The organism is Micromonospora sp. HM5-17 (assembly GCF_003762835.1).
Lineage (GTDB): Bacteria > Actinomycetota > Actinomycetes > Mycobacteriales > Micromonosporaceae > Plantactinospora.
The window spans coordinates 176,103-197,681 of sequence record NZ_RJWA01000007.1; the positions used below are offsets into that span (position 1 = coordinate 176,103).

The 21,579-nt window shown below is 70.8% G+C and carries 20 protein-coding genes and 1 pseudogene; 11 read left to right on the top strand and 10 right to left on the bottom strand.

The window, feature by feature from the left end; translation table 11 throughout:
- Positions 1–1,259: 1,259 nt before the first annotated feature.
- Positions 1,260–2,041 (bottom strand): annotated as a pseudogene (locus EF879_RS20485) (transposase family protein).
- Between the two features lie 97 nt (positions 2,042–2,138).
- Here EF879_RS20485 and EF879_RS20490 point away from each other — a divergent pair.
- Complete coding sequence (locus EF879_RS20490; RefSeq protein WP_123561035.1) at positions 2,139–2,348, top strand: hypothetical protein; 210 nt, start codon at positions 2,139–2,141, stop codon at positions 2,346–2,348.
- Positions 2,345–2,767 (top strand): transposase, encoded by a 423-nt coding sequence (locus EF879_RS20495; RefSeq protein ID WP_158624215.1) that lies wholly within the window; start codon positions 2,345–2,347, stop codon positions 2,765–2,767. The genes EF879_RS20490 and EF879_RS20495 overlap by 4 nt, the downstream gene beginning before the upstream one ends.
- A gap of 295 nt (positions 2,768–3,062) precedes the next feature.
- On the opposite strand, the gene EF879_RS20500 is transcribed toward EF879_RS20495, so the two are convergent.
- Both EF879_RS20500 and EF879_RS20505 read right to left on the bottom strand, forming a co-directional pair.
- Positions 3,063–3,266, bottom strand: a complete 204-nt coding sequence (locus EF879_RS20500; RefSeq protein ID WP_123561037.1) for a DUF397 domain-containing protein — start codon at positions 3,264–3,266, stop codon at positions 3,063–3,065.
- Positions 3,259–4,149 carry a helix-turn-helix transcriptional regulator gene (locus EF879_RS20505; RefSeq protein ID WP_123561039.1) on the bottom strand — a complete coding sequence of 297 codons (891 nt, stop codon included), beginning with the start codon at positions 4,147–4,149 and terminating at the stop codon, positions 3,259–3,261. Before EF879_RS20505 ends, EF879_RS20500 begins: the two co-directional genes overlap by 8 nt.
- A gap of 290 nt (positions 4,150–4,439) precedes the next feature.
- Between EF879_RS20505 and EF879_RS20510 the strand changes: the two genes are divergently transcribed.
- From EF879_RS20510 to EF879_RS20525, 4 genes are all read left to right on the top strand, one after another.
- The gene (locus EF879_RS20510; RefSeq protein WP_123561298.1) at positions 4,440–4,748 is read left to right on the top strand and encodes a DivIVA domain-containing protein; all 309 of its coding nucleotides are present in this window, start codon (positions 4,440–4,442) and stop codon (positions 4,746–4,748) included.
- Positions 4,745–5,065 (top strand): hypothetical protein, encoded by a 321-nt coding sequence (locus tag EF879_RS20515; protein WP_123561041.1) that lies wholly within the window; start codon positions 4,745–4,747, stop codon positions 5,063–5,065. The genes EF879_RS20510 and EF879_RS20515 overlap by 4 nt, the downstream gene beginning before the upstream one ends.
- 135 nt (positions 5,066–5,200) lie before the next feature.
- Entirely contained in the window at positions 5,201–5,380 is a 180-nt protein-coding gene (locus EF879_RS20520; protein WP_123561043.1) for a hypothetical protein, read from the top strand.
- A 100-nt stretch (positions 5,381–5,480) separates the two neighbouring features.
- Complete coding sequence (locus tag EF879_RS20525; RefSeq protein WP_123561045.1) at positions 5,481–5,720, top strand: hypothetical protein; 240 nt, start codon at positions 5,481–5,483, stop codon at positions 5,718–5,720.
- Here the strand turns inward: EF879_RS20525 and EF879_RS20530 are convergent.
- The 7 genes from EF879_RS20530 to EF879_RS20570 form a co-directional block, all read right to left on the bottom strand.
- Positions 5,671–6,402 (bottom strand): 5-formyltetrahydrofolate cyclo-ligase, encoded by a 732-nt coding sequence (locus tag EF879_RS20530; protein WP_123561047.1) that lies wholly within the window; start codon positions 6,400–6,402, stop codon positions 5,671–5,673. The two genes, EF879_RS20525 and EF879_RS20530, sit on opposite strands and share 50 nt — an antisense overlap.
- A 143-nt stretch (positions 6,403–6,545) precedes the next feature.
- On the bottom strand, positions 6,546–7,217 hold the full coding sequence (locus EF879_RS20535) for a hypothetical protein (protein ID WP_123561049.1): 672 nt from the start codon (positions 7,215–7,217) through the stop codon (positions 6,546–6,548).
- Positions 7,214–9,316 carry a hypothetical protein gene (locus tag EF879_RS27325; protein ID WP_233604623.1) on the bottom strand — a complete coding sequence of 701 codons (2,103 nt, stop codon included), beginning with the start codon at positions 9,314–9,316 and terminating at the stop codon, positions 7,214–7,216. The genes EF879_RS20535 and EF879_RS27325 overlap by 4 nt, the downstream gene beginning before the upstream one ends.
- Before the next feature lie 165 nt (positions 9,317–9,481).
- Positions 9,482–10,360: a hypothetical protein gene (locus EF879_RS20555; protein WP_123561054.1), complete on the bottom strand. Its 879-nt coding sequence runs from the start codon at positions 10,358–10,360 to the stop codon at positions 9,482–9,484.
- Positions 10,361–10,425: 65 nt separating this feature from the next.
- Positions 10,426–11,403, bottom strand: a complete 978-nt coding sequence (locus EF879_RS20560; protein WP_123561300.1) for an ROK family protein — start codon at positions 11,401–11,403, stop codon at positions 10,426–10,428.
- 32 nt (positions 11,404–11,435) lie between these two features.
- A complete protein-coding gene (locus EF879_RS20565; RefSeq protein WP_123561056.1) occupies positions 11,436–12,905 on the bottom strand; it encodes a M81 family metallopeptidase in 1,470 nt (489 codons plus the stop codon).
- 13 nt (positions 12,906–12,918) lie between these two features.
- The gene (locus EF879_RS20570) at positions 12,919–14,067 is read right to left on the bottom strand and encodes an ROK family transcriptional regulator (protein WP_123561058.1); all 1,149 of its coding nucleotides are present in this window, start codon (positions 14,065–14,067) and stop codon (positions 12,919–12,921) included.
- A gap of 315 nt (positions 14,068–14,382) precedes the next feature.
- Here EF879_RS20570 and EF879_RS20575 point away from each other — a divergent pair, with 315 nt between their 5' ends.
- From EF879_RS20575 to EF879_RS20595, 5 genes are all read left to right on the top strand, one after another.
- Positions 14,383–16,182 (top strand): peptide ABC transporter substrate-binding protein, encoded by a 1,800-nt coding sequence (locus EF879_RS20575; protein WP_123561060.1) that lies wholly within the window; start codon positions 14,383–14,385, stop codon positions 16,180–16,182.
- A 70-nt stretch (positions 16,183–16,252) separates the two neighbouring features.
- Complete coding sequence (locus EF879_RS20580) at positions 16,253–17,212, top strand: ABC transporter permease (protein ID WP_123561062.1); 960 nt, start codon at positions 16,253–16,255, stop codon at positions 17,210–17,212.
- Positions 17,209–18,138 (top strand): ABC transporter permease, encoded by a 930-nt coding sequence (locus tag EF879_RS20585; protein ID WP_370375534.1) that lies wholly within the window; start codon positions 17,209–17,211, stop codon positions 18,136–18,138. Before EF879_RS20580 ends, EF879_RS20585 begins: the two co-directional genes overlap by 4 nt.
- A 13-nt stretch (positions 18,139–18,151) precedes the next feature.
- Positions 18,152–20,431, top strand: a complete 2,280-nt coding sequence (locus EF879_RS20590) for an ABC transporter ATP-binding protein (protein WP_123561064.1) — start codon at positions 18,152–18,154, stop codon at positions 20,429–20,431.
- Positions 20,428–21,141, top strand: coding sequence for a copper homeostasis protein CutC (locus EF879_RS20595; protein ID WP_233604624.1), 714 nt, complete (start codon positions 20,428–20,430; stop codon positions 21,139–21,141). The genes EF879_RS20590 and EF879_RS20595 overlap by 4 nt, the downstream gene beginning before the upstream one ends.
- Positions 21,142–21,579: the final 438 nt, after the last annotated feature.

A 21,579-nucleotide genomic window follows, 5' to 3' on the forward strand; every position in this document is an offset into this window, starting at 1 on the left:
CGACGGGTCGTCCGGGTCGAGTACGGGGTCACCGTCGATGGTTGGCCGTCACCCATCGTGTTGTGGTGGTGCCACAAATCACATAGTCGACAGCTATCGATCAATCTTCATCGCGCTTGGTAGTAGATCGACTCCATGCGGGGTAAATAATCGAAGTCTTTCACTGTTCGTGATCGCCTGCGGCGCTGACGGCGCCGCCTGCGCCCCGAACGGGACTGCCAGACGCGGGGATGACTGTCAGTATTGGGAAGTGCTATCCCACTTCCCCGGGTGACGGATTTCTTCTGGAGAGAGAGGAGGGTCATGTATACCGACGCACCTCATGTGCGCACATGGATAGACCGGCACAACGCCCAAGTGGCTGACCAGAGGGTTTGCGCCCAATTTGAATCATTCCTTGCCGGTCTCCCGTGGGCTGGAAGTCATATCGATTGGCGTGTGATTCCGTACGAAACAATAGAACTTCCAATCGAGGTTGACGCCGAAACGTTGAAACAGTGTGCGGAAACAAGGTGGGGTAGACATGGGTGTTTGCTAATAATGTATAACGGTGACGAACCTGGGATCTTCTGTGATGTTACGACTGGCTTGAAAGATTTAGATCTTCTGTATAGCGCTGCGCCAGGAACGCGGTTTATATGCGGCGCCCGAATGGCTGGGCGCGGTGTGGAGCCCGTCTTTGATGACTTCGCCGAGTTCGATGGATCTTCGGTACTCGCATACGCGCGCACTCGGGGCTCAGCGTGACGATGCTTGGATGTGGTTGCCAATACGTACGGTAGTGGCTGGTTGTGCAGGTTGCCGAAGGTCGGCCTGGGTTGCCGTCACGGTTGCCGTCAGGAAATGCCAAGTATCCGAGAGCATCGATCGATGCTCGGATGGCCCATGTGCGGAGCTACTCGGTGGCGTGCCGCGTAGCGGTGCGGCGTCGATCCCCGGAAGCCGTCGCCGTGGCTGGGTGGTGAAGGGATCGTCACGGCTGCGGCCTGTCGAGGGCCCGACGCGTGGGTGGTGGCTCGGTGTTGTTGGGCGTGCGCGCGTGGCCGTAGGCCCGTAGCGCGTGCGCGCGGCCAGGCTCTGCCGGGCCGCTCTTGAATTAGGTATAGCAGTTTTGAGCCAGACATCCCGTACCATGCTTGTCTATCGGTCATTTCAGTCTTTTTCGGACTGCCGGCTGGCGTGTGGTGCGTGGTCGGGCTGGCGCCGTCAGGTGCCTGCCCGGTGGTGTTGGCGGCGAGAGGCGGTAGAGTGAGCCCTTTTCATCCTGAGTAGCGGCTGGTCTCGACGTGGTGCAGGACGAGGATGGCCTGCACGATCGCGGTCGCGCGGCGGGGACAGCAGCGCAGCTTGGCCAAGACCTTCCAGCACGTGAGCGTGGCGATGGCTCGCTCGCCGCGGGCGCGGATACGGGCGTGCGTACGATTGACGGCCCGCTGGCGGCGGGACAGTTTCGGCCGGTAGCGGTGGCGCTTGAACGGTGTGCGAACGCTTCCGCCGGCTCCCTATAGCCCTTGTCCGCGAAGGTCATCACGCCGGCGCTGGTCAGCGCCTCGATGATGCCGTGAGCGCGGGCGGCGCTCAGGTCGTGGATGGCGCCGGGCAGCGCGGGCGAGGCCCAGACCAGGCGGCCCGCCGCGTCCGCGGTGACCTGCACGTTCACGCCGTGCCGTTGGTGTTTGCCGGAGTAGTGGGGCCTCTGGTCGGCGACTCGGTCGATCGGTATCAGGGTGCCGTCGAGGATCGCGTGCGCCAGTTTGCGGATCCGCGCCATGGCGGTGGCCAGGTCGTCGGCGGCTGCGGCGAGCAGGTCGACAGCTTCGCGGACGTAGCGCCAGGCGGTGGTGATGCTGATGCCGAACCCGGCGGCGAGTCGGGTGTAGGTGTCGCCGTTGCGCAGGTGAGCGAGGGTGAGCAGGGCTTGGCGGCCGGGGTCGAGACGCCGCCACCGCGATCGACGCTGCCGGCGGCGGGTGCGAATGCGGTCGGCGAGGTGGTTCAGGGTTCGACTGGACAGGGGGATCGTGGCGGGGTGAGACAGCACGGCGAGGATCCCGGTCGGGCATCGGGTTTTGGTCGACTGCTGTCTTACCTGGAGCCTCGCCCTCATTCCTCCCCGCGAGCTGGGCTACGGGTCGGGGATGACCTGCTGGCGCAGGCTACGCCGCTGGACCGACGCCGGGGTGTTCGACCGGCTGCACCGCCTGCTGCTGGCCGAGGTGAACGCCGCGGGTCGGATCGACTGGTCACGCGCGATCGTCGACGGCGGACACATCCCCGCGAAGAAAGGGGCGAGGGGACCGGCCCGTCCCCGGTCAACCGGGGTAAACCAGGCAGCAAGCATCATGTGATCACCGACGGCGAGGGGACACCCCTTGCCGTGTTGACCACCGGTGGGAACGTGCCGGACATCAGCAGAGCCGTCGACCTGGTCGACGCGGTACCACCCATCGCCGGACGACGCGGCAGGCCCCGCCGACGGTTCCCCGTGCTGTTGGCGGACACGGGATACGACAGCGCCAGGTTCCGCACCGCCTGCCGGCAACGGCGCACCGGGCCGATCATCCCCCGCCGTGGGCGGAAGCACATCAAGGGACTGGGCAGGCTGCGCTACGTCGTGGAACAGAGCATCGCCCTGCCCCACCAGTTCCGCCGCCTGGCCGTCCGATGGGAACGCCACCTCGACCTCCACGAGGCGTTGGTCAGTCTCGACTGCGCCCTGATCTGCTGGAGGCGTCTGACCAAGCGAACAACCTCAAGATCGTGTTAGGAGCTCTTAGGTGGGATACACCTGGTAGACCGTCAGTCGATGCCCTACACGCAGGGTCTCTGTGGCGTTGTCGGCGCAGCCGTCCTCGCCCTGACCAGGCCGCATCGTCGAAAAGAGGACCGCCGAGCGTACGTCGCGCGTCCATCAGCGACCCCTCGGCAGGTTCCCTGGCGCGGATTCCCTGGCGCGGGGCCTCGGCGATGGATGACCGTGGGTCACACGCTATTCCAGTGGCTGCCCGGTACGGCGTACGCCTCCGGGGGCTGTGGAGGCGTACGCCGTACGACGGGTCGGGTCAGCGGGTGATGGTGCCGGTCTTGACGGCGGTGACGAAGGCGGCCCAGCCGGTCGGGCCGATGGTCAGGACGGGGCCGGTCGGGTCCTTGCTGTCGCGGAGGGCGACGATGCCGGGCAGGTTGTCGGCGACTTCGACGCAGTCGCCTCCGTTGCCGCCGCTGCGGGTGCTCTTGCGCCAGCGGGCGCCGGTCAGGTCAGTCATGGTGGACCTCATGGATGAGTGCATTGATCAGATTCTTTGATTGTCTCTCATCGGGGGCGAGCGCGGTGAGCCCCTGCCACACGTTTTCGTATGCGGTCAGCTCGTTCGGCTTATCGAGGTAGATCGCCCCGGTCAGCGACTCGCTGTAGACGACGGACGGCTCGGGCAGGCTGCGACCGCCGTTGCCGGGCGGGAAGTCGAGGATGACGAACGATCCCGCGATCGCTCCGGAGTGCGGCCCGGCGGCCAGTGGCAGTACCCGCAGCGAGACGTTCGGCAGTTCGGCGACCCGCAGCAGGTGGCGGAGCTGGTTGGCCATCAGCTCCGGGCCGCCGACGGTCCGGCGCAGGACCGCCTCGGAGAGGATCGCCTCCAGCCTGGGCGCCTTCGGCAGTCGTCGGGTGAGTAGGGACTGTCGCTGCAACCGGACGGCGACCAGACGCTCCCGATCCTCCTCGCTCATTGTCGGACGGTCGAGCCGGTAGATCGCGTCCGCGTACTCGCGCGTCTGGAACAGGCCCGGGATCAGCGTCTCGTCGTACCGACGCAGGTGGGAGGCGGCGGCCTCCAGGCCGACGTACAGCTCGAACCAGCTCGGGATGGCGTCGCCGTAGGCGTGCCACCAGCCCTTCGCCTTGGTCTCGATGGCGAGGCCGCGCATCGCCTCGGCCATCTCGGGCGAGACGCCGTACAGCTCGCAGAGCGCCTGCACGTCGAGCATCCGGATCGCGCCCAGCCCGCTCTCGATCCGCCAGACCTTCTGACGGCTGTACTCGAGAATCTCGGCGGCGGCGTCCAGCGTGACGCCGGCCTCGGTGCGGTACTGCCGCAGCAGCCGGCCGAGCTGTCGTCGCGGCACCGTCGAGCCGATCTCTTCTGCCATGTCGGATCTCCCCAGTTCCATGGCGCAACACTGTGGATGCCTGCCCCGCACCGCCCCGAGGTAACGGCAGAGAAAGTCGGTCCACGCTGCGGGTTTTCCTGCTCCGAAGCGTTGCGCTCTCACTCCGGACTGTTCCAGGATGGCGCCTGAGACGACAGATGTCGACACCTATCGTCATCTGCTGACAGGAAACTGCGTCGTGGTGCCGCCGTGGCACGGCAGCGACGCGGCGACGGCATATCCCCGGATCGAAGAGAGGCGGGCTCATCGTGCGTGTCGGGTGGTCACGGATCCGCCGGCTGAGACGGCCGGCAAGGCAGCGGCAGGGACAGAGCCGAGGACGGTGTTACCGGTCGGCGGCGTACGTGCCGTTGCGGCCGTGGCAGGTGCGGGACCGGCGCTTCCGGCTCGCCCGCGTCGGGCAGCGGGGCTACGACCGGGCCGAGGTTCGGGAGTTCCTCACCCGGGTCGCGGAGGACCTGGCCGCCGTGTACGCCGAGCTGGCCCGCAGCCAGCAGGAAACGGCCCGGATCAAGGACGCGCTGCGCCGCTGGCAGTCCGCGCAGGCCGGCACGGTCGGCGAGCGGGGCCGGCGGTGACCCGGTACGTCATTCACCTGCCGGTGACCGTGGCCGACCTGGATGCGGCGGTCCGGCTGGCCCGGGTGGTGGCCCGGACGATGAGCTTCCTGCCGCAGGTCGACGCGCAGGCGACGACCGTCGCGGCAGAGGTGGAGCACGCGGCGGCGGAGTCGGCAGAGGCGGCGGGGGCGGTGACGGGAGTGGAGGCGGTGGCGGATCCCGACGTACGCCATCGGGTCTTCTGCGACCGGCGGCTGCCCAGCGGCCGGCCCTGTCTGCTGCGGCCCGGCCACGACGGCGCCTGCTCCCGACGGATCGGGCGGCGGTCGTGCTGACCGGCGCGCGGCCGATACCCGAGTCGGCGGCGTGGCCGCCGTGCCGACCGGCGGCCCACCGCTCGCCGGTGCGACCGTGCCGCGCCGGCCCGTCCCACCACGTCTGACGACCCGTGACTCGAGAGAGGCGCCGAGGTGACCTCGTACGTCGTGCTGGCCGTGGTGGCGGTGCTCGGCTTCGCCGCCGGCCTGTTCCTGTTCAAGGTCAAGTCCCGTTGGTGCCGGCGGTGTGGCGCCTGGTTGACCTGCCCCGACTGTCGCAACCGGGTGCCGTACCCGTTTCTGCGCAACGACCGTGGCCCCGGCCAGTGGTGAGCCGGCCTCATGCTCCTGCCCGCCGTCGTCGTTTCCGGCAAGACGCGGCGGCGGGCAGGACCCCCACAGGACCCCCAGACTGAAGGATGGTGTTCCACCCGTGACCAGTGCACCGGCCCCGCTGGCCCGGCCCGGCGACGTCGTGCGGCTCGCCGTCGAGGACTACCTCTACGGCGACGCCCCGGTCACGGTACGGGTCGTCGGGATCGACGCCGGCCTGGACCGGATACCCGGCCTGGAATGGGTCCGGATCCTCGCGGTCGACGTCGCGGCACCGGACGGCGAACCGTTCACGACCGTCGAGCCTTGCGCGCCTGCTCCAGTACGGGAATGGCGGTGATTTTCTCCAAGCTCAGGCTGTCCCAGTACAGGCCGGCGGGACGGCGTGCTTGCCCACACCGGATGACCTCCTCCGGTGTCACGATCAGATCGACGCTGAAGTCATGCTTGGTCTCGGGCAGATCGTCCTCAACGACCTGCAGCGAATGCACCGTCGTCACGATGGTCGTGTTCGGCCCGATCAGTCCAGCCTCTCGTAGTAGCGCTACCTCGATGTCCGAGTAGCCCGCGCCCTTGCCCAGTCGCACCCCGCGCCGGTTGACCGCGACGCTTCCGCACACGATGAGGTCAACCGGCTTCATCTCCTCGACACCGATCTTTCGCGCCACGCTGGCGGCTACCTTGCTCGACGCGGCCTCACTGGGCGGCACGGTCAGCTTCGCGGGGTCGAGCACGTAGAACGGCAGGGCTTTGGCCAGCTTGGGAACTGCCATGTAGACCAGCTTGCCCTCCGCGAGCGCCCGTGCTCGGACGGGAAGCTGGGCCTTGTCGGGCACCGCCTTGACGACGTGGGCCGACTGCCAGACGGGCAGCTCAGCAAGGCGATGAGCAGCAGCCTCGGCCCCGTAGAAGGCGGGGATGCGTCCGTGTACGCCAGGCGGTACGGCTCGCTCCTGCTCCAGGAGCGTCCACACGCGTTCCCTGATCGCCTGCTTGGCCTGGTCGGTGCTTACGCCGGTCAACTCCGCTCCCTTACGCCGCCGCCATCAGGGGGAGCAGCCGGTCATACACATCCTGGACGACCGGCACCTGTCGCCAGGGCCGCAGCTCCCGGCCAGCACGGATACCGTGACGTGGTTGTCGTCCATGGGACGTCACGTCGCCGTCACCCTGGCCGGCGCTCGTCCTCGGCGCCGGGGTGGCTGGCGGGCGGCGGCGGGTTCGGTGGTGGCGGGTTCGACGGCGCAGGGTTGGCACTCGGCGGCGGATAGACGGCCGTCGGAGAGACGACGACGGGCGGGTACGGGTACGCCGGGCCGGAGCGGAACGGTTGCCGGTAGCGCGCGGCCCGGCGCTGGGCGGCGATACGCTGGCGGGCAGCGCGGTACTCGCGGAAGAAGCGTCTGGACGCGGGCCCGGCCAGCAGGACCGCCCCACCCGCGAGCAGCAGCGCGGTCAGCACCGCCGTACCGGTCATCAGCCACCGGTGCCACGGGATCGCGGCGAACGGGTCGGCGAGCACCACGGTGCCGGCGACCAGCACCGACAGCCCGGTGTAGACCCAGGTCATCGCGCGTGCGCCCGACCAGCCGTAGCCGTCGAGCAGCGTCAGCAGCACGGTCACCAGCACACCGCACACGGCGAGACCGGCCGCCAACAGGAGCAGCAGCGTGGCGACCGCGCCGGCCTCGGCGCTCTGCGCCAGGTCGCTGTAGTGGCGGCGGTACTCCGGGATCGCGAACAGCGTGGCGACGGCGGCGGCCAGCCAGAACGCGGACGCGCCGGCGTAGAGGTAGAGGGAGGCCAGCAGGCTGCCGGGACGCCTCGGCGCGGTCACGCCGACCCCGTCCCCGACGCCCGGCGCCGCACCAGCAGGTACGCCCCCAGCCCTAGCCAGGCCAGCACCGGCAGCCCGACGAGGACGTAGAACACCGGCATCCGGAGTGGCGAGGTCGGCGCCGGGAGGGGCGAGTACGGCGGACGCTCGCTGGTACGGCCGCCGAGCCAGGTGACGCCCGTGCCGTCCTCCGACGTCGGGGCGGACAGCGCCGTGCTCACCGTGGTGGCCAGCCGTGGCCGGTCGCGGGTGAACGCCTCCGCGCTGAGCAGCCGCTTCGGCACCCGGGTCAGGTCCACCCCGCCGTACACGTAGAGGTAGGTCACGACGTGGTCGCCCTGGCGGGTCTGGCGCTCCACCCGGAACTCGCCCTCCCGGTAGGACTTGACAAACCTGTCGAAAACCTCCTTGGGTTTCCAGCTGACCCGGGAGGGCCACGCACTGACGTCACCGGAGTCGATCAGGTGCCCGTACGCGGTCGTCTTGGTCTTGCTCCGCTGCCGGTACCATTCGGCCGCCACCCGGCTGGTGTAGACGCGCCGCAGGTCGGCGTACTCGGGCGCGGTGTTCACGGCCTTTTCCAGTTCGGGCAGGATCGTGTTCCGGTAGATCCGCTCGTTGTACTCGGTGTCCCGGCTCGCCTGGGTGGCACAGCCCGGGTCGGAGGCGGCGCCCTTGGCTCTGACGTACTCCGTCTCCATCTTCACCTCCAGCGGGGCGTCGATGATGAACAGCCTGTTGCCGTCCTCGCGCACCACCGCCGGGCGGGGAACGATCCACTGCCGCATGGACAGACACTTGGTCTCGCCGCGCAGGGAGTCCCAGAACGTCCGCCCCCGCCGGCTGTTCGGGTGGATCAACCGCGCCACCGTCTTCTTCATCTGCAGGTCCGCCTCGAGCAGGACCCGGCCGGCGTCGGTCGTGCCGAGCTTGGCGTCGATGATGCGGTGGGGTTCGTCCGGGTTGAGGTTGACGGTGAAGCTGGTCGGGGGCAGCGCCAGGAAGATGAAGAACGAGTCGGCCGCGAGCTGCGCCGCCCGGCGCCCGCCGAACGAGATCTCCTCGCCGGGCTTGGCGTCGACCCGGTACGCGTACTCGATTCCGCTGCCCAGCCCGCCGCTGTAGGTGTCGGCGACGTAGCGCAGTTCGAGCGTGGAGAAGTCGACGCCGCCGAGCCGGTCCACACCCACGTCGGATTCGTCGACGTCGGTGTACCCGAGATCCTCCGCCACCGCGGCGGCGACCCGGTCCTGCGCCGCGGCCTGCTCCGCGGAGTCGGGCGAGTTCGCGATCCCGTCGGTCGAGGTGCCGCCGGCCACATGCTGCCCCGCACCGGCCAGCGATCCGGCCGGTCCGGCGGCGGGACCGGCGGGGCTGGTCGGGCCGTTGGGGCCGCGCGGGTCGCCGGGACCGGCCGGGCCGGGCGGCGGCGGCATCAGCGGGTGCCGCCGGGGAATGGCCGGGGCGGGCCAGTAGCGGTGCTGGATACCGAGTCTGTCCAGGAGGTTACAGGTCTCCTCGGAGGGCTTCTCGCCGAAGATGAAGAACGCGACGGGTCTGACCCCGTTGGCCGCCTGCTCCCGGTCCAGCAGCCGCGCGCGCCGGTTGGCCTGCTTGAGCTTGATTCCGCCGCCGGCCTTGAACTCCAGGATCACCTTGCCGGGTAGGAAGGCGTCGACCTCGAAGTCGTTCCCCGGGTACCTCTCGCCGATCGTGTACCCGAGCCCCCGAAGGTTGAACTGCCGTACATAGTGGTTGGCGAACGCCTCACCCCTGGCCTCGCCATCCCTCGCCTCGATGTAGGCGTCCAGGAAGTCCGCCCAGGCCGCCCGCTTCTGCTCGGGCGACATGCGGTCCCAGGGGGCGCCGGCGGCGCGTTCGATCGCCGGCAGGGCCTCCTTCCACATGCTGAGCAGATGGTTCAGGCTGCCCACCTGGTCCCGGTAGGCCCGACGGCCCTGGATCGCGTTGAGGTTGACCGGGCGCAGGAGCTCCGAGTCCCAGGGCAACTCGGTGCGGTACGCCTCCACCGAGGGGTATTCGTATGGCGGAGGAACCTCGGCTGCGCTCGGCTCGTCGCGGCCGGTGTGGCTCGGCACCGGCCAGGATTCGCTTCTGGCGAATGCCGGTGTGCCGACCAGGGCCACGAGCATTACCACGATCAGCGCAATGGCACGGTTCGCTCTCGCCGTCCTGGCCACCTGTACCCCCAGGGCTCGGATCTGCCGCTGGGGAAAGCATAAAATCCAGCGTCGAACGTGAATCTATGACGCGAAGCTGTCGTGGTGGGCGCGGAGGTGTCCTGGCTGGAGCAACGCGGTCTGTAGGGCAAAGACGGGCGTCGACGTACTCTCCCAGACGCCGATCTTCTCGACGAAGGGATGGGAGCGGTCGTCGGCAAGACGGTCGTCACGATTCCATCGCCCGCCCAGGCCGCGCCGCAGCACCTCGCCCAGATACCAGGCCGCGCCCTCGACGAAGTCGCGGTGGGACGGGTCGTGCAGTTCCTCCGGGGTCGGCGTCACCCGCCGTACCAGCTCCTCCAGCGCCGGGAGGGAGTCGGCGGTGAAGTCCCAGCGGCCCTCCGGGGCGTACGTGGCGACCCAGCGATCGAAGGTGCGGGCGCGCTCGGCGAGCCACGCCGTCAGCCGCGGCGAGTCCGGATCCGGCGGGTCGGCCGACGTCGGCTCCTTGACCGGCCGCCATGTCGGCCGGTCCTGCCGGACGCGCCGTACCGCGCGCTCCCAGCGGTGGTAGACGGTGCTGAAGCGTTCACCGTCCTCGGCGCGCAACGCGGCGAGGATCAACGCTCGGGGAGACACCGGTGCCAGGCCGAGGAGGTCGTCCGGCCGCACCAGCGGCGGGTGCGGGGCCGACTCGGGCCAGATCCAGGCCCCGCCGCCCCGCCGCATCAGCGTCTCGCCCACGTACGCCACGACACCGTCGACAAACCGCTGCTCGCCGGGGTCGGCGAGATCGTCGGGACCGTCGAGCCGGTCGATGACGTGGCCCTCCACCGCCCGTAGCGAGGCGGCCGAATAGTCGAGGGAGAACTCCTCGGGCAGTTCGAACAGGCGAAGATACGCGATCTTCAGGCCGACGTCGCGCCGCCATCGGGTGAGCGCTTCGGCGGGTACGACCACACCACCAATCTACGGACGACCTCGCCGCGCGGCCCCGAGCCGGGCGAACGGGAGGTCCGAAGCGGTCAGGAGTGGACGGGCGCGAGGGCTCCCCAGCCGTCCGGGACGGCGAGACCGGCCGCGCGCCGGGCCAGGATCGCGGCGCCGATCCGGGCGCCGGTCGTGCCGAACGCGGAGGGGACCAGGTCGGGCGCGTCCCGCCAGGCCAGCGCCGCACCCAGCGTCTCCCGGACCGGGTCGAAGAGCTGCGCCCCCGCCTCGGCGAGCCCGCCGCCGAGGACGATCCGGGCCGGGTCGAGGGTCAGGGTGAGGGTGGCCAGGGCGATCCCCAGCGCCTCGGTCGCGGTCTCCCAGACCGACCGGGCCAGCGGGTCGCTCTCGACCGCCGCGGCGATGGCCCGGCTGTCCCGCCCCGGTGTCCCGCCGAGCCGGGCGTAGCGTCGGGCCAGCCCGCCGGCGGAGGCGTACACCTCCAGGCAGCCGCGCTGCCCGCAGCTGCACGGCTCGCCGCCCGGGAAGACCGGCATGTGGCCGACCTCCCCGGCCGACCAGGTGGTTCCCGGCACCGGCGCGCCGTGCACCACCACGGTGGCGGCGATGCCGGTGCCGAGCGGCAGCAGCAGGAAGTTGTCGAGCCCACGGCCCGCGCCGGCGACCGCCTCGGCGATTCCGGCGGCCCGGGCGTCGTGCCCGATCCCCACCGGCAGGTCCAGGTCGTCCTCGACGAGCGCCCGCAGCGGCACGTCCCGGAACCGGATGTTCGAGGCGTACCGCACCACCCCGGCGGTCTCGTCGACGATGCCGGGGGTCACCACCCCGATCCCGGCCGGGACCACGCCCCGGGCGAGCGCGTCGTCGCGGAGCCGGCGGCACAGCGCCCGTACCGCGTCGACCGGCTCGGCCCCGGTCTCGGTCTGCGACGGCACGACCACACTGTGTTGGATCCGGCCGGCACCGTCGACGATCGAGCCCTTCATCGTGGTCCCGCCGACGTCGACGGCGAGCACCGCGCCGTCCGGGTCGGGGGCGGGCACCTCCGTCACCGGACCCGCGGGACTCGCCGGATCGACCGGGCTCACCGGACCACCACGGTCAGGTCCGCGGTGAAGTCGCGGTCCAGCGGGAAGAGCGGACGGCGCACCCGCTGGTACGGCAGCCGGGTGAGATTCTGGTCGACGCCGCCCGGGGTCAGGGCGAGCCGCCAGTCGCCGGCCGCCTCGAACAGCTCCGGCTCCAGGTAGCCGATCTTGACCACGACCAGGTCCACCTCGTCCACCGCCACCCCGAGCCGGGCGTACGACGACAGCAGCCGGTACTGCATCCGCCGGGAGGTGACGAAGACACTCACCCCGCCGACCCGGATGCTGACGCACCGGCCCCCGTCCGGATCCTCGGCGACCGCCTCCAGGGTCCCGGTCAGGGTCAGCGGCCCCGGATCGCGCGGATCGATCCGGCCGCCGACCCGCACCTCGACCGGGGACCCGATCGGCTGGTCGGCGACCTGGGCCACCGCCTCCGGGTCGACGAGCGACGCGTAGACCGCCCGGACGCTCCCGTCCCGCAGCTCGGGGCGGGCCAGCATCCGGTCCAGCGCGAAGGTGACGTCGTCGGCGCCGCCGGCGCCGGGGTTGTCACCGGAGTCGCTGATGAAGAACGGCCGGCGGGCCGGGTCGGCGACCGCCGCCAACGCGGTGTCCAGGCACTCGTCCATCGAGCCGGTGGGGGCGACGAAGTCGAACTCGTCCCGGGCCGCCCAGAACGCCGCACCGAGTTCCCGGGCCGCCTCGGCGGTGGCGGTGGGGTCGGTGCCGGTGGCGACCACGGCACCCCGGCAGCGCGGCTGGTCGGCCCAGGCGAAGCCGATCCAGATCGCCGCATCGATGATCCCGTCCCGCGCCTCGACCTCGTCGAGCCGGGCGTAGAGGCTGCGGGCCGGCTCCTCCCGGGTGCTGGTCATCTCGCCGGGCAGCAGGATCGGCACGTGGACCAGGGCCTTGTGCGGCCGTTCCCCCCGGCGCAGCGCCGCGACGAGGTTGCGGGCGGCCCGCTCCCGGGTCTCCCAGACGTCGACGTGCGGGGCGGTGCGGTAGCAGGTGAGCAGGTCACAGGCGTCGAACAGGACCTCCGAGACGTTGCCGTGCAGGTCCATCGCGGCGGAGACGAACGGTTCCGGCCCGATCACCTCGCGGATGGCGGTGACCAGGTCACCCTCGGCGTCGTCCCGGCCGACGACGCTCATCGCGCCGTGGATGTCCAGCAGCATGCCGTCGATCGGTCCGGCCTCGGCCAGCCGCTCCACGATCTCGGTGGCCCAGGCGTCGTACGTCGCCGCCTCGACCGCCCCGCCCGGCAGCGCCCGGGCGTGCACCAGCGGGATCCACTCCACCCCGGCGGCCCACGGCGGGACCGGGGAGAGCCAGGCGTAGCGGGCGAGCAGCGCGTCGCCTCGGGTGACCTCGAAGTCGTGCGCGGTGCTCAGGTGCGGCGAGAAGGTGCTGGACTCGATGTGGATGCCGCCGATGGCGACACGGAGGGGACGGGGCACGGGTGGTGGCTCCTCAGGAGGGTCGTACGTCGGCCGTCGTGTGCAGCAGGTGCCCGAGGCCGATCAGGGCCGCGTCGGGGCCCGTGACGCTGGCTTCGATGATCAGGGACTGGGTCATGGACGGTAGGCAGCGCTCGTAGAGCATCCCGCGGGCGGCGGCCACGTAGACGTCGAGGCTGGAGAGTCCGCCGCCGATGACGACGGCGTCGGGGTTGAGGAAGTTGACCAGGCCGGAGAGGGCCACACCGAGCAGCCGTCCGGCGTTCCGGACCATTGCCACCACGGTCGGGTCGGCGTCGGCGACCGCGGCCATGATGTCCCGGGTGGTGGTCGCCGTCGAGCCCTGCTCGGCGAGTTGCCGGGCCAGGGCGGCGCCGCTGGCGACCGTCTCCAGGCAGCCCCGGCTGCCGCAGGAGCAGTGTCGTTCGCCGCTGTCCGCGACCCGGACGTGGGTGACGTCGCCGCTGAGCCCTCGGCCGCCGCGGAAGATCTGGCCCCCGGTCACCAGGCAGGCGCCGATGCCGGTACCGGCCTTCACGTAGATCATGTCGCCGGTGTCCCGGCCCCGGGTGATGTGTTCGCCGATCGCCGCCGCCTTGGCGTCGTTGTCGACCACCACGGGCACCTGGAAGAGGTCCCGGAGGTGGCTGCGGGCGTCGACGCCGCTCCACCCGGGCATCCGGGCCGGGCCGACCAGTCGCCCGCTCGGGTACTCCACCGGACCGGGCAGGGCGACCCCGACCCCGAGCAGGGCCTGACCGGGCGTGGTCGCGGCGGAGAGTCGGGCGTACGTCGCCGCGACGACGTCGAAGACCTCCTTCGGGCCGGCGGCGATGTCGATCGCCACCTCCTCGGTGGCGCGCAGCTTGCCGCCGGGGGCGCAGAGTCCGACCCGGGCGTGCCGGCCGCCGAGTTCGGCGACGGCGTACACCCCCTCGACCTCGCGCAGCCGCAGGATCCGGGGGCGCCGGCCACCGGTGGACCGCCCCACCCCCTCCTCCAGGATCGCGCCCTCCTCGAGCAGTCGGCGCACCAGGGTGGTGACCGTCGAGGGGGCGACCTGCAACGCCTCCACGAGGTCGGCCCGCGACGTGGCCCGGCCGCTCGCGAGCAGGCTGAGGGTCTGCTCGCGCAGGGTGGCGGAGATCGATGATTCCGACATTCCTCTCCTCCTTCGGGCCGGTCGTCCGGCGCTGCCTCAGCCTGTCAGGGTGCACAACGGCCAGGGATGTACGCCGGGGACACCGCGAAGAGTATCGGACGATGCTTCGCCGACTTAGATCGTAGCCTGGCCGAAGTTGCCGAATAAAGGGGGTTAGTTTCGTTGACTAGGAACTTCTAGCCGGCTACATTCTCCGCATCACAGGTCCCGGAGCAGCACCAGAGGCTCGAGCAGCGGCATCAGGCGGCTGGACGCGAAGGGAATGCCGCGAGCGCCCGGAGACGCGGGGCACGTGCACATCAATCGAGGAGATCCATGAGGAGTAGATTTCACGGGCGCGCACTCCGCGGCGTGGTGGCGCTGACCGGCGCCGTGGCCATCGGAGTGAGCATGGCTGCCTGTGGCGGCGGTGGGTCGTCGAAAGAAGGCGGAAGCCAGGGCAAGGACACCGTCACCGTCGCCTTCCGTACCCCCAACTGGATCCTGCCGATCTCGGCGCCCGGCTACACGCAGGGGGAGAACGCGATCTTCGGTCAGGCGCTGTACCGCTCGCTCTACCAGTACCGGCTCGACGGCACGGCGCAGTACAACATCGACCCGAACCGGTCGATGGCCGAGCCGCCGGTGGTCAGCGACGGCGGTAGGACCCTGACCATCACGCTGAAGGACAACACCTGGTCGGACGGCAAGCCGATCACCACCCGCGACATCCAGTTCTGGTACGACCTGGTCACCGCGAACAAGGACAAGTGGGCGTCATACCGGCCCGGCGGCTTCCCGGACAACGTCGAGAAGTGGACGATCAAGGACGAGAAGACGTTCTCGATCACCACCAAGCGGGTCTACAACACCGCGTGGTTCGTGGACAACCAGCTCAACCGGATCACGCCGCTGCCCCAGCACGTCTGGGACAAGGACTCCCCGGACGCGCCGGTGAGCAACCTGTCCAGCACCCCCGAGGGCGCCCGGAAGGTCTTCGACTTCCTCACCGCGGCGTCCAAGGACCCCAAGACGTACGACTCCAACGAGCTGTGGAAGGTCAACAGCGGCCCGTGGAAGCTGGAGAGGTACGTGCCCAACGGCGAGGTCACCCTCGTCTCCCAGCCGAACTACTCCGGCACCGACAAGCCGAAGCTCAAGAAGGTCGTGCTGCGGCCGTTCACCAGCGACGACGCCGAGTTCAACGTGCTGCGCGCCGGTGAGATCGACTACGGGTACGTCCCGGCGGCGCACATCTCGCAGGAGGACTACCTCAAGTCCAAGGGCTACACCATCTCGCCCTGGTACGGCTGGTCCATCACCTACCTGCAGCTGAACTTCAACAACCCCAAGACCGGCGTGCTGTTCAAGCAGCTGTACCTGCGGCAGGCGCTGCAGATGCTGATCGACCAGAAGACGATCAGCAAGGTGATCTGGTCCGACACCGCGGCGCCGACCTGTGGCCCGGTGCCGCCCAAGCCGGGCACGAACACCGCGGGCGAGGGCTGCGTCTACTCCTTCGACCCGGAGCAGGCCCGGCAGCTGCTGGAGAGCCACGGCTGGAAGGTGACCCCGGACGGGGAGACCACCTGCGTCAACCCGGGCAGCGGGCCGAACCAGTGCGGCGAGGGGATCGCCGCCGGCACCCCGCTGAAGTTCACCGTCACCAGCCAGACCGGCTTCACCGCGACCACCAAGATGTTCGCGGAGATCAAGTCGCAGATGGCGAAGCTGGGGATCCAGCTCACCATCAAGGAGGTCCCGGACTCGGTGGCGGTCACCCCGGCCTGCAAGCCGAGCGAGCCGAGCTGCACCTGGGACATGTCCTTCTTCGGCTCCCAGGGCAGCTGGTACTACCCGGCCTTCGCCAGCGGTGAGCGGCTCTTCGCCACCGACGCCCCGGTCAACCTCGGCAGCTACAGCGACCCGGAGGCGGACCGGCTCATCGAGGCCACCCAGTTCTCCGGCGACGAGAGCGCGCTGAAGGCGTACAACGACTACCTCGCCCGGCAGCTGCCGGTGCTCTGGATGCCGAACCCGGTCTACCAGGTCTCGGCGTACAGGTCGGGGCTCCAGGGGGTCGAGCCGCAGGACCCGATGAACTACATGTACTTCCAGGACTGGTCCTGGAAGTAACCACCCACTGACCGTCCGGCCCCGGTGGCGTCCGCGCCACCGGGGCCCGACCCGAACAGGAGCGGCCCAGGTGGTCCGGTACCTCATCACACGCTTGGGTCAGGCCCTCGTCGTCGTCCTGCTCGTGACGGTGATCGCCTTCCTCATCCTGCACCTGCTGCCCGGCGGCGCCGCCCGGGCCACGCTGGGCAAGGAGGCGACGCTGGAGCAGCTGGCGGCGTTCAACCACGAGATGGGCTACGACCGGCCCTGGATCCAGCAGTACGGCATGTTCATGCAGCGCCTGCTCCAGGGCGACCTCGGCTACTCGTACCAGCTCAACCAGTCGGTGAGCGAGGCGATCATGCAGCGGTTGCCGAAGACGATGGTGCTGTCGCTGCTCTCGACCCTGCTCGCCATCGTGGTCGCCATCCCGCTCGGGGTCATCCAGGCGGTACGGCGCAACCGCTGGCCGGACTACGTCATCACGTCGCTCTCGCTGCTGGCGTACGCGACGCCCATCTTCTTCCTGGGCCTGATGTTGATCATCCTCTTCTCGCAGGTCTGGCCGGTGCTGCCGCCGGAGGCGCCGCAGGGCTTCACCGTGGCGGAGGTCCTCTCCGACCCGGCCGGGCTCGTCCTGCCCACCGTCACCCTGGCCATCGTCACCATCGCGGTCTACTCGCGCTACGTCCGCTCCTCGATGGTCGACAACCTCAACGAGAACTACGTCCGCACCGCGCGCAGCAAGGGGCTCTCGGAGCGGCGGGTGGTGCTGCGACACACCCTGCGCAACGGTCTCTTCCCGGTCATCACCCTGCTCGGCATGTACCTGCCCGCGCTGTTCAGCGGTGCCCTGGTCGTCGAGTCGCTCTTCAACTACCCCGGCATGGGGCAGCTGTTCTGGCAGGCGGCGCTGAAGCGCGACTTCCCGATCCTGCTCGGGGTCACGCTGATCATCTCGATCGCGACGGTCGTCGGCGCCCTCCTCGCCGACCTGCTCTACGCCGCCGTCGACCCCCGGGTCCGACTCCGCCGGAGCGCGTCATGACCACACTCTCCACGGCGGCGAACGCACAGCCGGACACCGGCGCACCGACCCCGGGCGAGGCGGCCGAGGCGCCGCTCCGGGGCATGTGGCGCCAGGGACTCATCGTCTTCTGCGAGAACCGGCTCGCCCTGGTCGGGCTGGGCCTGTTCGTGCTGCTGGCCGGGTTCTGCTTCCTCGGCCCGCTCTTCTACCACACCGACCAGGTGCACACCGACCTCACCCAGGTGCACCTGGCCCCGGGCGAGCAGGGGCACCCGCTCGGCACCGACGGCGTCGGGTACGACCAGCTCGGGCGGATGATGCTCGGCGGGCAGACCTCGATCGTGGTCGGGCTCGCGGCCGGACTCCTCGCCACCGCCCTCGGCACCATCTGGGGCGCGGTCGCCGGCTTCGTCGGCGGCTGGGTCGACGCGGCGATGATGCGGGTGGTCGACGCGATGATGTCGATCCCCTCGCTCTTCCTCTTCATGCTGCTGGCCGCGATCGTCACGCCGAGCGTGCCGATGCTGATCCTGATCATCGGCGCGTTCGCCTGGCTGGGGCCGGCCCGGCTGGTCCGGGGTGAGGCGCTGACGCTGCGGTCCCGCGAGTACGTCCAGGCGATGCGGGCGATGGGCGGCACCGGTGCCCGGGCCGTCCGCCGGCACATCGTGCCGAACGCGATCGGCACCGTGATCGTCAACGCGACCTTCCAGGTCGCCGACGCGATCCTCTACGTCGCGTACCTCTCCTTCCTCGGCCTCGGTGTGCCGCCGCCGGCGGCGAACTGGGGCGGGATGCTCTCCGACGGTCTCGCCGACGCCTACAGCGGCCACTGGTGGCTGCTGTACCCGCCCGGGATCGCGATCATCCTCATCGTCCTGGCCTGCAACTTCATCGGGGACGGGCTGAGGGACGCCTTCGAGGTCCGCCTCCGGCGGCGCTAGGCAGGAGTACGAGATGACCGCATCGAACGAGCTGACCCGTCTCGGTCCGGCGCCGGACCAGTCCGGCACCCAACCCCTGCTGGAGCTGCGGGACCTCGACACCGACATCGCGCTGCGTCGCGGCACCGTGCACGCCCTCGACGGGGTCGATCTCCAGGTGATGCCGGGGGAGACCCTCGGCGTGGTGGGCGAGTCCGGCAGCGGCAAGACGATGACCGCGCTCTCCATCATGGGGCTGCTGCCCCCGGGCGGCCGGGTCACCGGCGGGGAGATCCGCTTCGAGGGTCGTGACCTGCGCTCCCTGCCGGCCGACGAGGTACGGCGGATCCGGGGCGTCCGGATGGGCATGGTCTTCCAGGACCCGCTCACCTCGCTCAACCCGACGATGCGGATCGGGTTCCAGGTCGCCGAACCACTCCGGGTGCACCAGGGCGTCGGCAAGGCGGAGGCCCGGGAGCGGGCCATCGAGATCCTGCGCCGGGTCGGCATGCCCCGCCCGGAGCGGATCGTCGACAACTACCCGCACGAGCTCTCCGGCGGCATGCGGCAGCGGGTCGCGATCGCGATGGCGTTGGTCTGCTCCCCGCGGCTGCTCATCGCCGACGAGCCGACCACCGCGCTGGACGTCACCACCCAGCGGCAGATCCTCGAACTCATCGACGACCTGAAGGACGAGTTCGGGATGGCGGTCATCCTGGTCACCCACGACCTCGGGGTGATCGCCGGCCGGGCCGACCGGGTCGCGGTGATGTACGCCGGCCGGGTGGTGGAGACCGCGGCGACCGGGGAGCTGTTCCGGTCGCCCCGGCACCGATACACCGAGGCGCTGATGGAGGCGCTGCCCGAGTCGGCGATCCGGGACGACGGCGCGCACGCCCGGCTCTACAGCATCCCCGGCCTGCCGCCGGACCTGTCCCAGCCGCTGACCGGCTGCCGGTTCGCGCCCCGCTGCCGGTACGTCACCGCCGAGTGCCGGACCACCGAGGTGACCCTGTCGACCGGTCCGCACCAGCACGCCTGCCTGCACCCGGTGCCGGCGACGGCTCCCGCCCCGCTCGCCCGGACCGCGCCGGCGGCCCCGTCCGCCGACGCCGGCGGGACCCCGCCGGCCGCCGACGACCGGACCGCGCCGGCTTCGGCTGCCGAGCCCGTGGCGGCTTCGGCGGCCAAGGCCGTGGCGGCCGAGCCCACGGCGGCCGAGCCCGCGGTGGCTCCGGCGGCCGGGTCCGCGGTGGCCGAGCCCGCGGCGGCGCCGATCCTGTCGGTCCGCGGGCTGGTCAAGAACTACCCGGCCGGTGGCGGGCTGTGGCGGCGGTCAGCCGGACAGGTGAGCGCCGTCGCCGGGGTCTCCTTCGAGGTACGTCCCGGCGAGACCTTCGGCCTGGTCGGCGAGTCCGGCTGCGGCAAGTCGACGATCGGTCGGCTGGTGGTGGGGTTGGAGACGCCGACCGCCGGCCAGATCGTGCTGGACGGCACCGACATCGCCACCCTCCGCGGGCGAGAGCGGCGCCGGATGCACCGGCAGGTGCAGTTGATGTTCCAGGACAGCTACGCGGCGATGAACCCGCGGATGCGGGTCGACGCGATCCTGGCCGAGCCGCTGGAGATCCAGCAGGTCGGCAACGCCGCCGCCCGCCGGGCCCGGATCGCCACCCTGCTCGACCAGGTCGGGCTCTCCCGCCGCGCGCTGGAGCGCTACCCGCACGAGTTCTCCGGCGGTCAGCTGCAACGGATCGGGCTGGCCCGGTCGCTGGCGCTGCAACCCCGGCTGATCGTCGGGGACGAGCCGGTCAGCGCGCTGGACGTCTCGATCCAGGCCCAGGTGCTCAACCTCATGCGGGACCTCCAGCAGGAACTCGGCCTGGCGTACGTCTTCATCAGCCACGACCTCTCGGTGGTCGACTACATGGCCGACCGGATCGGCGTGATGTACCTGGGCAAGCTGGTCGAGGTCGGCCCGGCCCGGGAGGTGGTCCGGGCCGCCCGGCACCCGTACACGCAGGCGCTGATCGACGCGGTGCCGACGGTCACCCCGAACGCGGAGGCGGCCCGGTCGGGCATCGCGATCCGCGGCGAGCTGCCCAGCGCACTCAACCCGCCGACCGGCTGCCGGTTCCGTACCCGCTGCCCGTTCGCCCAGGAAATCTGCGAGACTGAGCCGCCGCTGACCGGCGGCGTCCACCAGGTGGCGTGCCACTTCCCGCTGCGCCCGGAGTCGACGGCGTCGACCGCCGGGTCGGCCGACGGCGTCCCGGCCGTGAACGCCGTACCCTCCGCCGAGGCGGCCCGGTGACCGCTCCGGACCGGCCGCTGGTCGAGATCTGCGTCGGCGACGTACCGGGCGCGCTGGCCGCCGAGGCCGCCGGCGCCGACCGGGTGGAGCTCTGCGCGGACCTCGGCCAGGGCGGCACCACGCCGAGCCTGGGCGCGGTGGCGGTGGCGCTACGGACGCTGCGCCGGGTCGGGGTACGGGTGATGATCCGGCCGCGGGGCGGGAACTTCGTGGTCAGCGAGGTCGAGGAGGAGGTGATGCGCGCCGACATCGCGGCGATCCGCGAGCTGCCCAACCCGCACGGCCTCGCCGTCGGGGTGGTGTTCGGCGCGCTCACCCCCGACGGTGAACTCGACCTGCCGGTGCTGCGCCGGCTCATCGCGGCGGCCGGGCCGCTGCCGGTGACCGTGCATAAGGCGTTCGACGAGGTCGCCGACCAGCAGGCCGCGTTGGACGAGATCATCGCGCTCGGCGCCGACGCCGTCCTCACCTCGGGGGCGGCGCCGACCGCGCTGGACGGCGCGGACCGGATCGCGGCGCTACGGGCCCGGGCCGGGGACCGGCTGCGGGTCATCGTCGGCGGTGGCGTCCGCGCGCACAACGTGCGAGAGGTGCTGGCCCGGACCGGGGCGCGGGAGGTGCACCTGCGGGCGCCGGTGCACCGCGACGGCCGTGAGGCCACCGACGGCGCCGAGGTACGCCGGGTCGTCGCCGCCGTCCGTACCCGCTGACCTGGTCGGCGGCGGAGGGTCTCCGGACGGCGGTCCGAGGTCGACGCCCGCGGGCCGGCGGCGGCCGGGTCGGTGGCGCCCCGGGTCGGCCGTCCCGGTCCGCCGTGTCGGACGAGCGCCGGCGGACGAGGCCGCGCCGTGCGGAGACCACCGGACTTGAGTGGAGATTGCTCGGCTCGGGGTGGGAAAGCCTGGCGGCGGGAAACCGCTCTGCGGTGGGAAACCGTCGTGGCGGACGCCGGGAAATACAGAACAAACACTCCCCGCCACCTTCAACGTATATCCCACCCCGGGGCTTGCGGCAAGACCCGGGTCGTGCCGCAGAATCGCTGGCCGAAGCCGACGCCGGCTGACACAACCTTCGTCACCCCGAACCACGCAGCGCTCGGGCAGCGCGTCCGACCGCGCAAACCGCCGGACCGCAAGGGTTCACGGGAA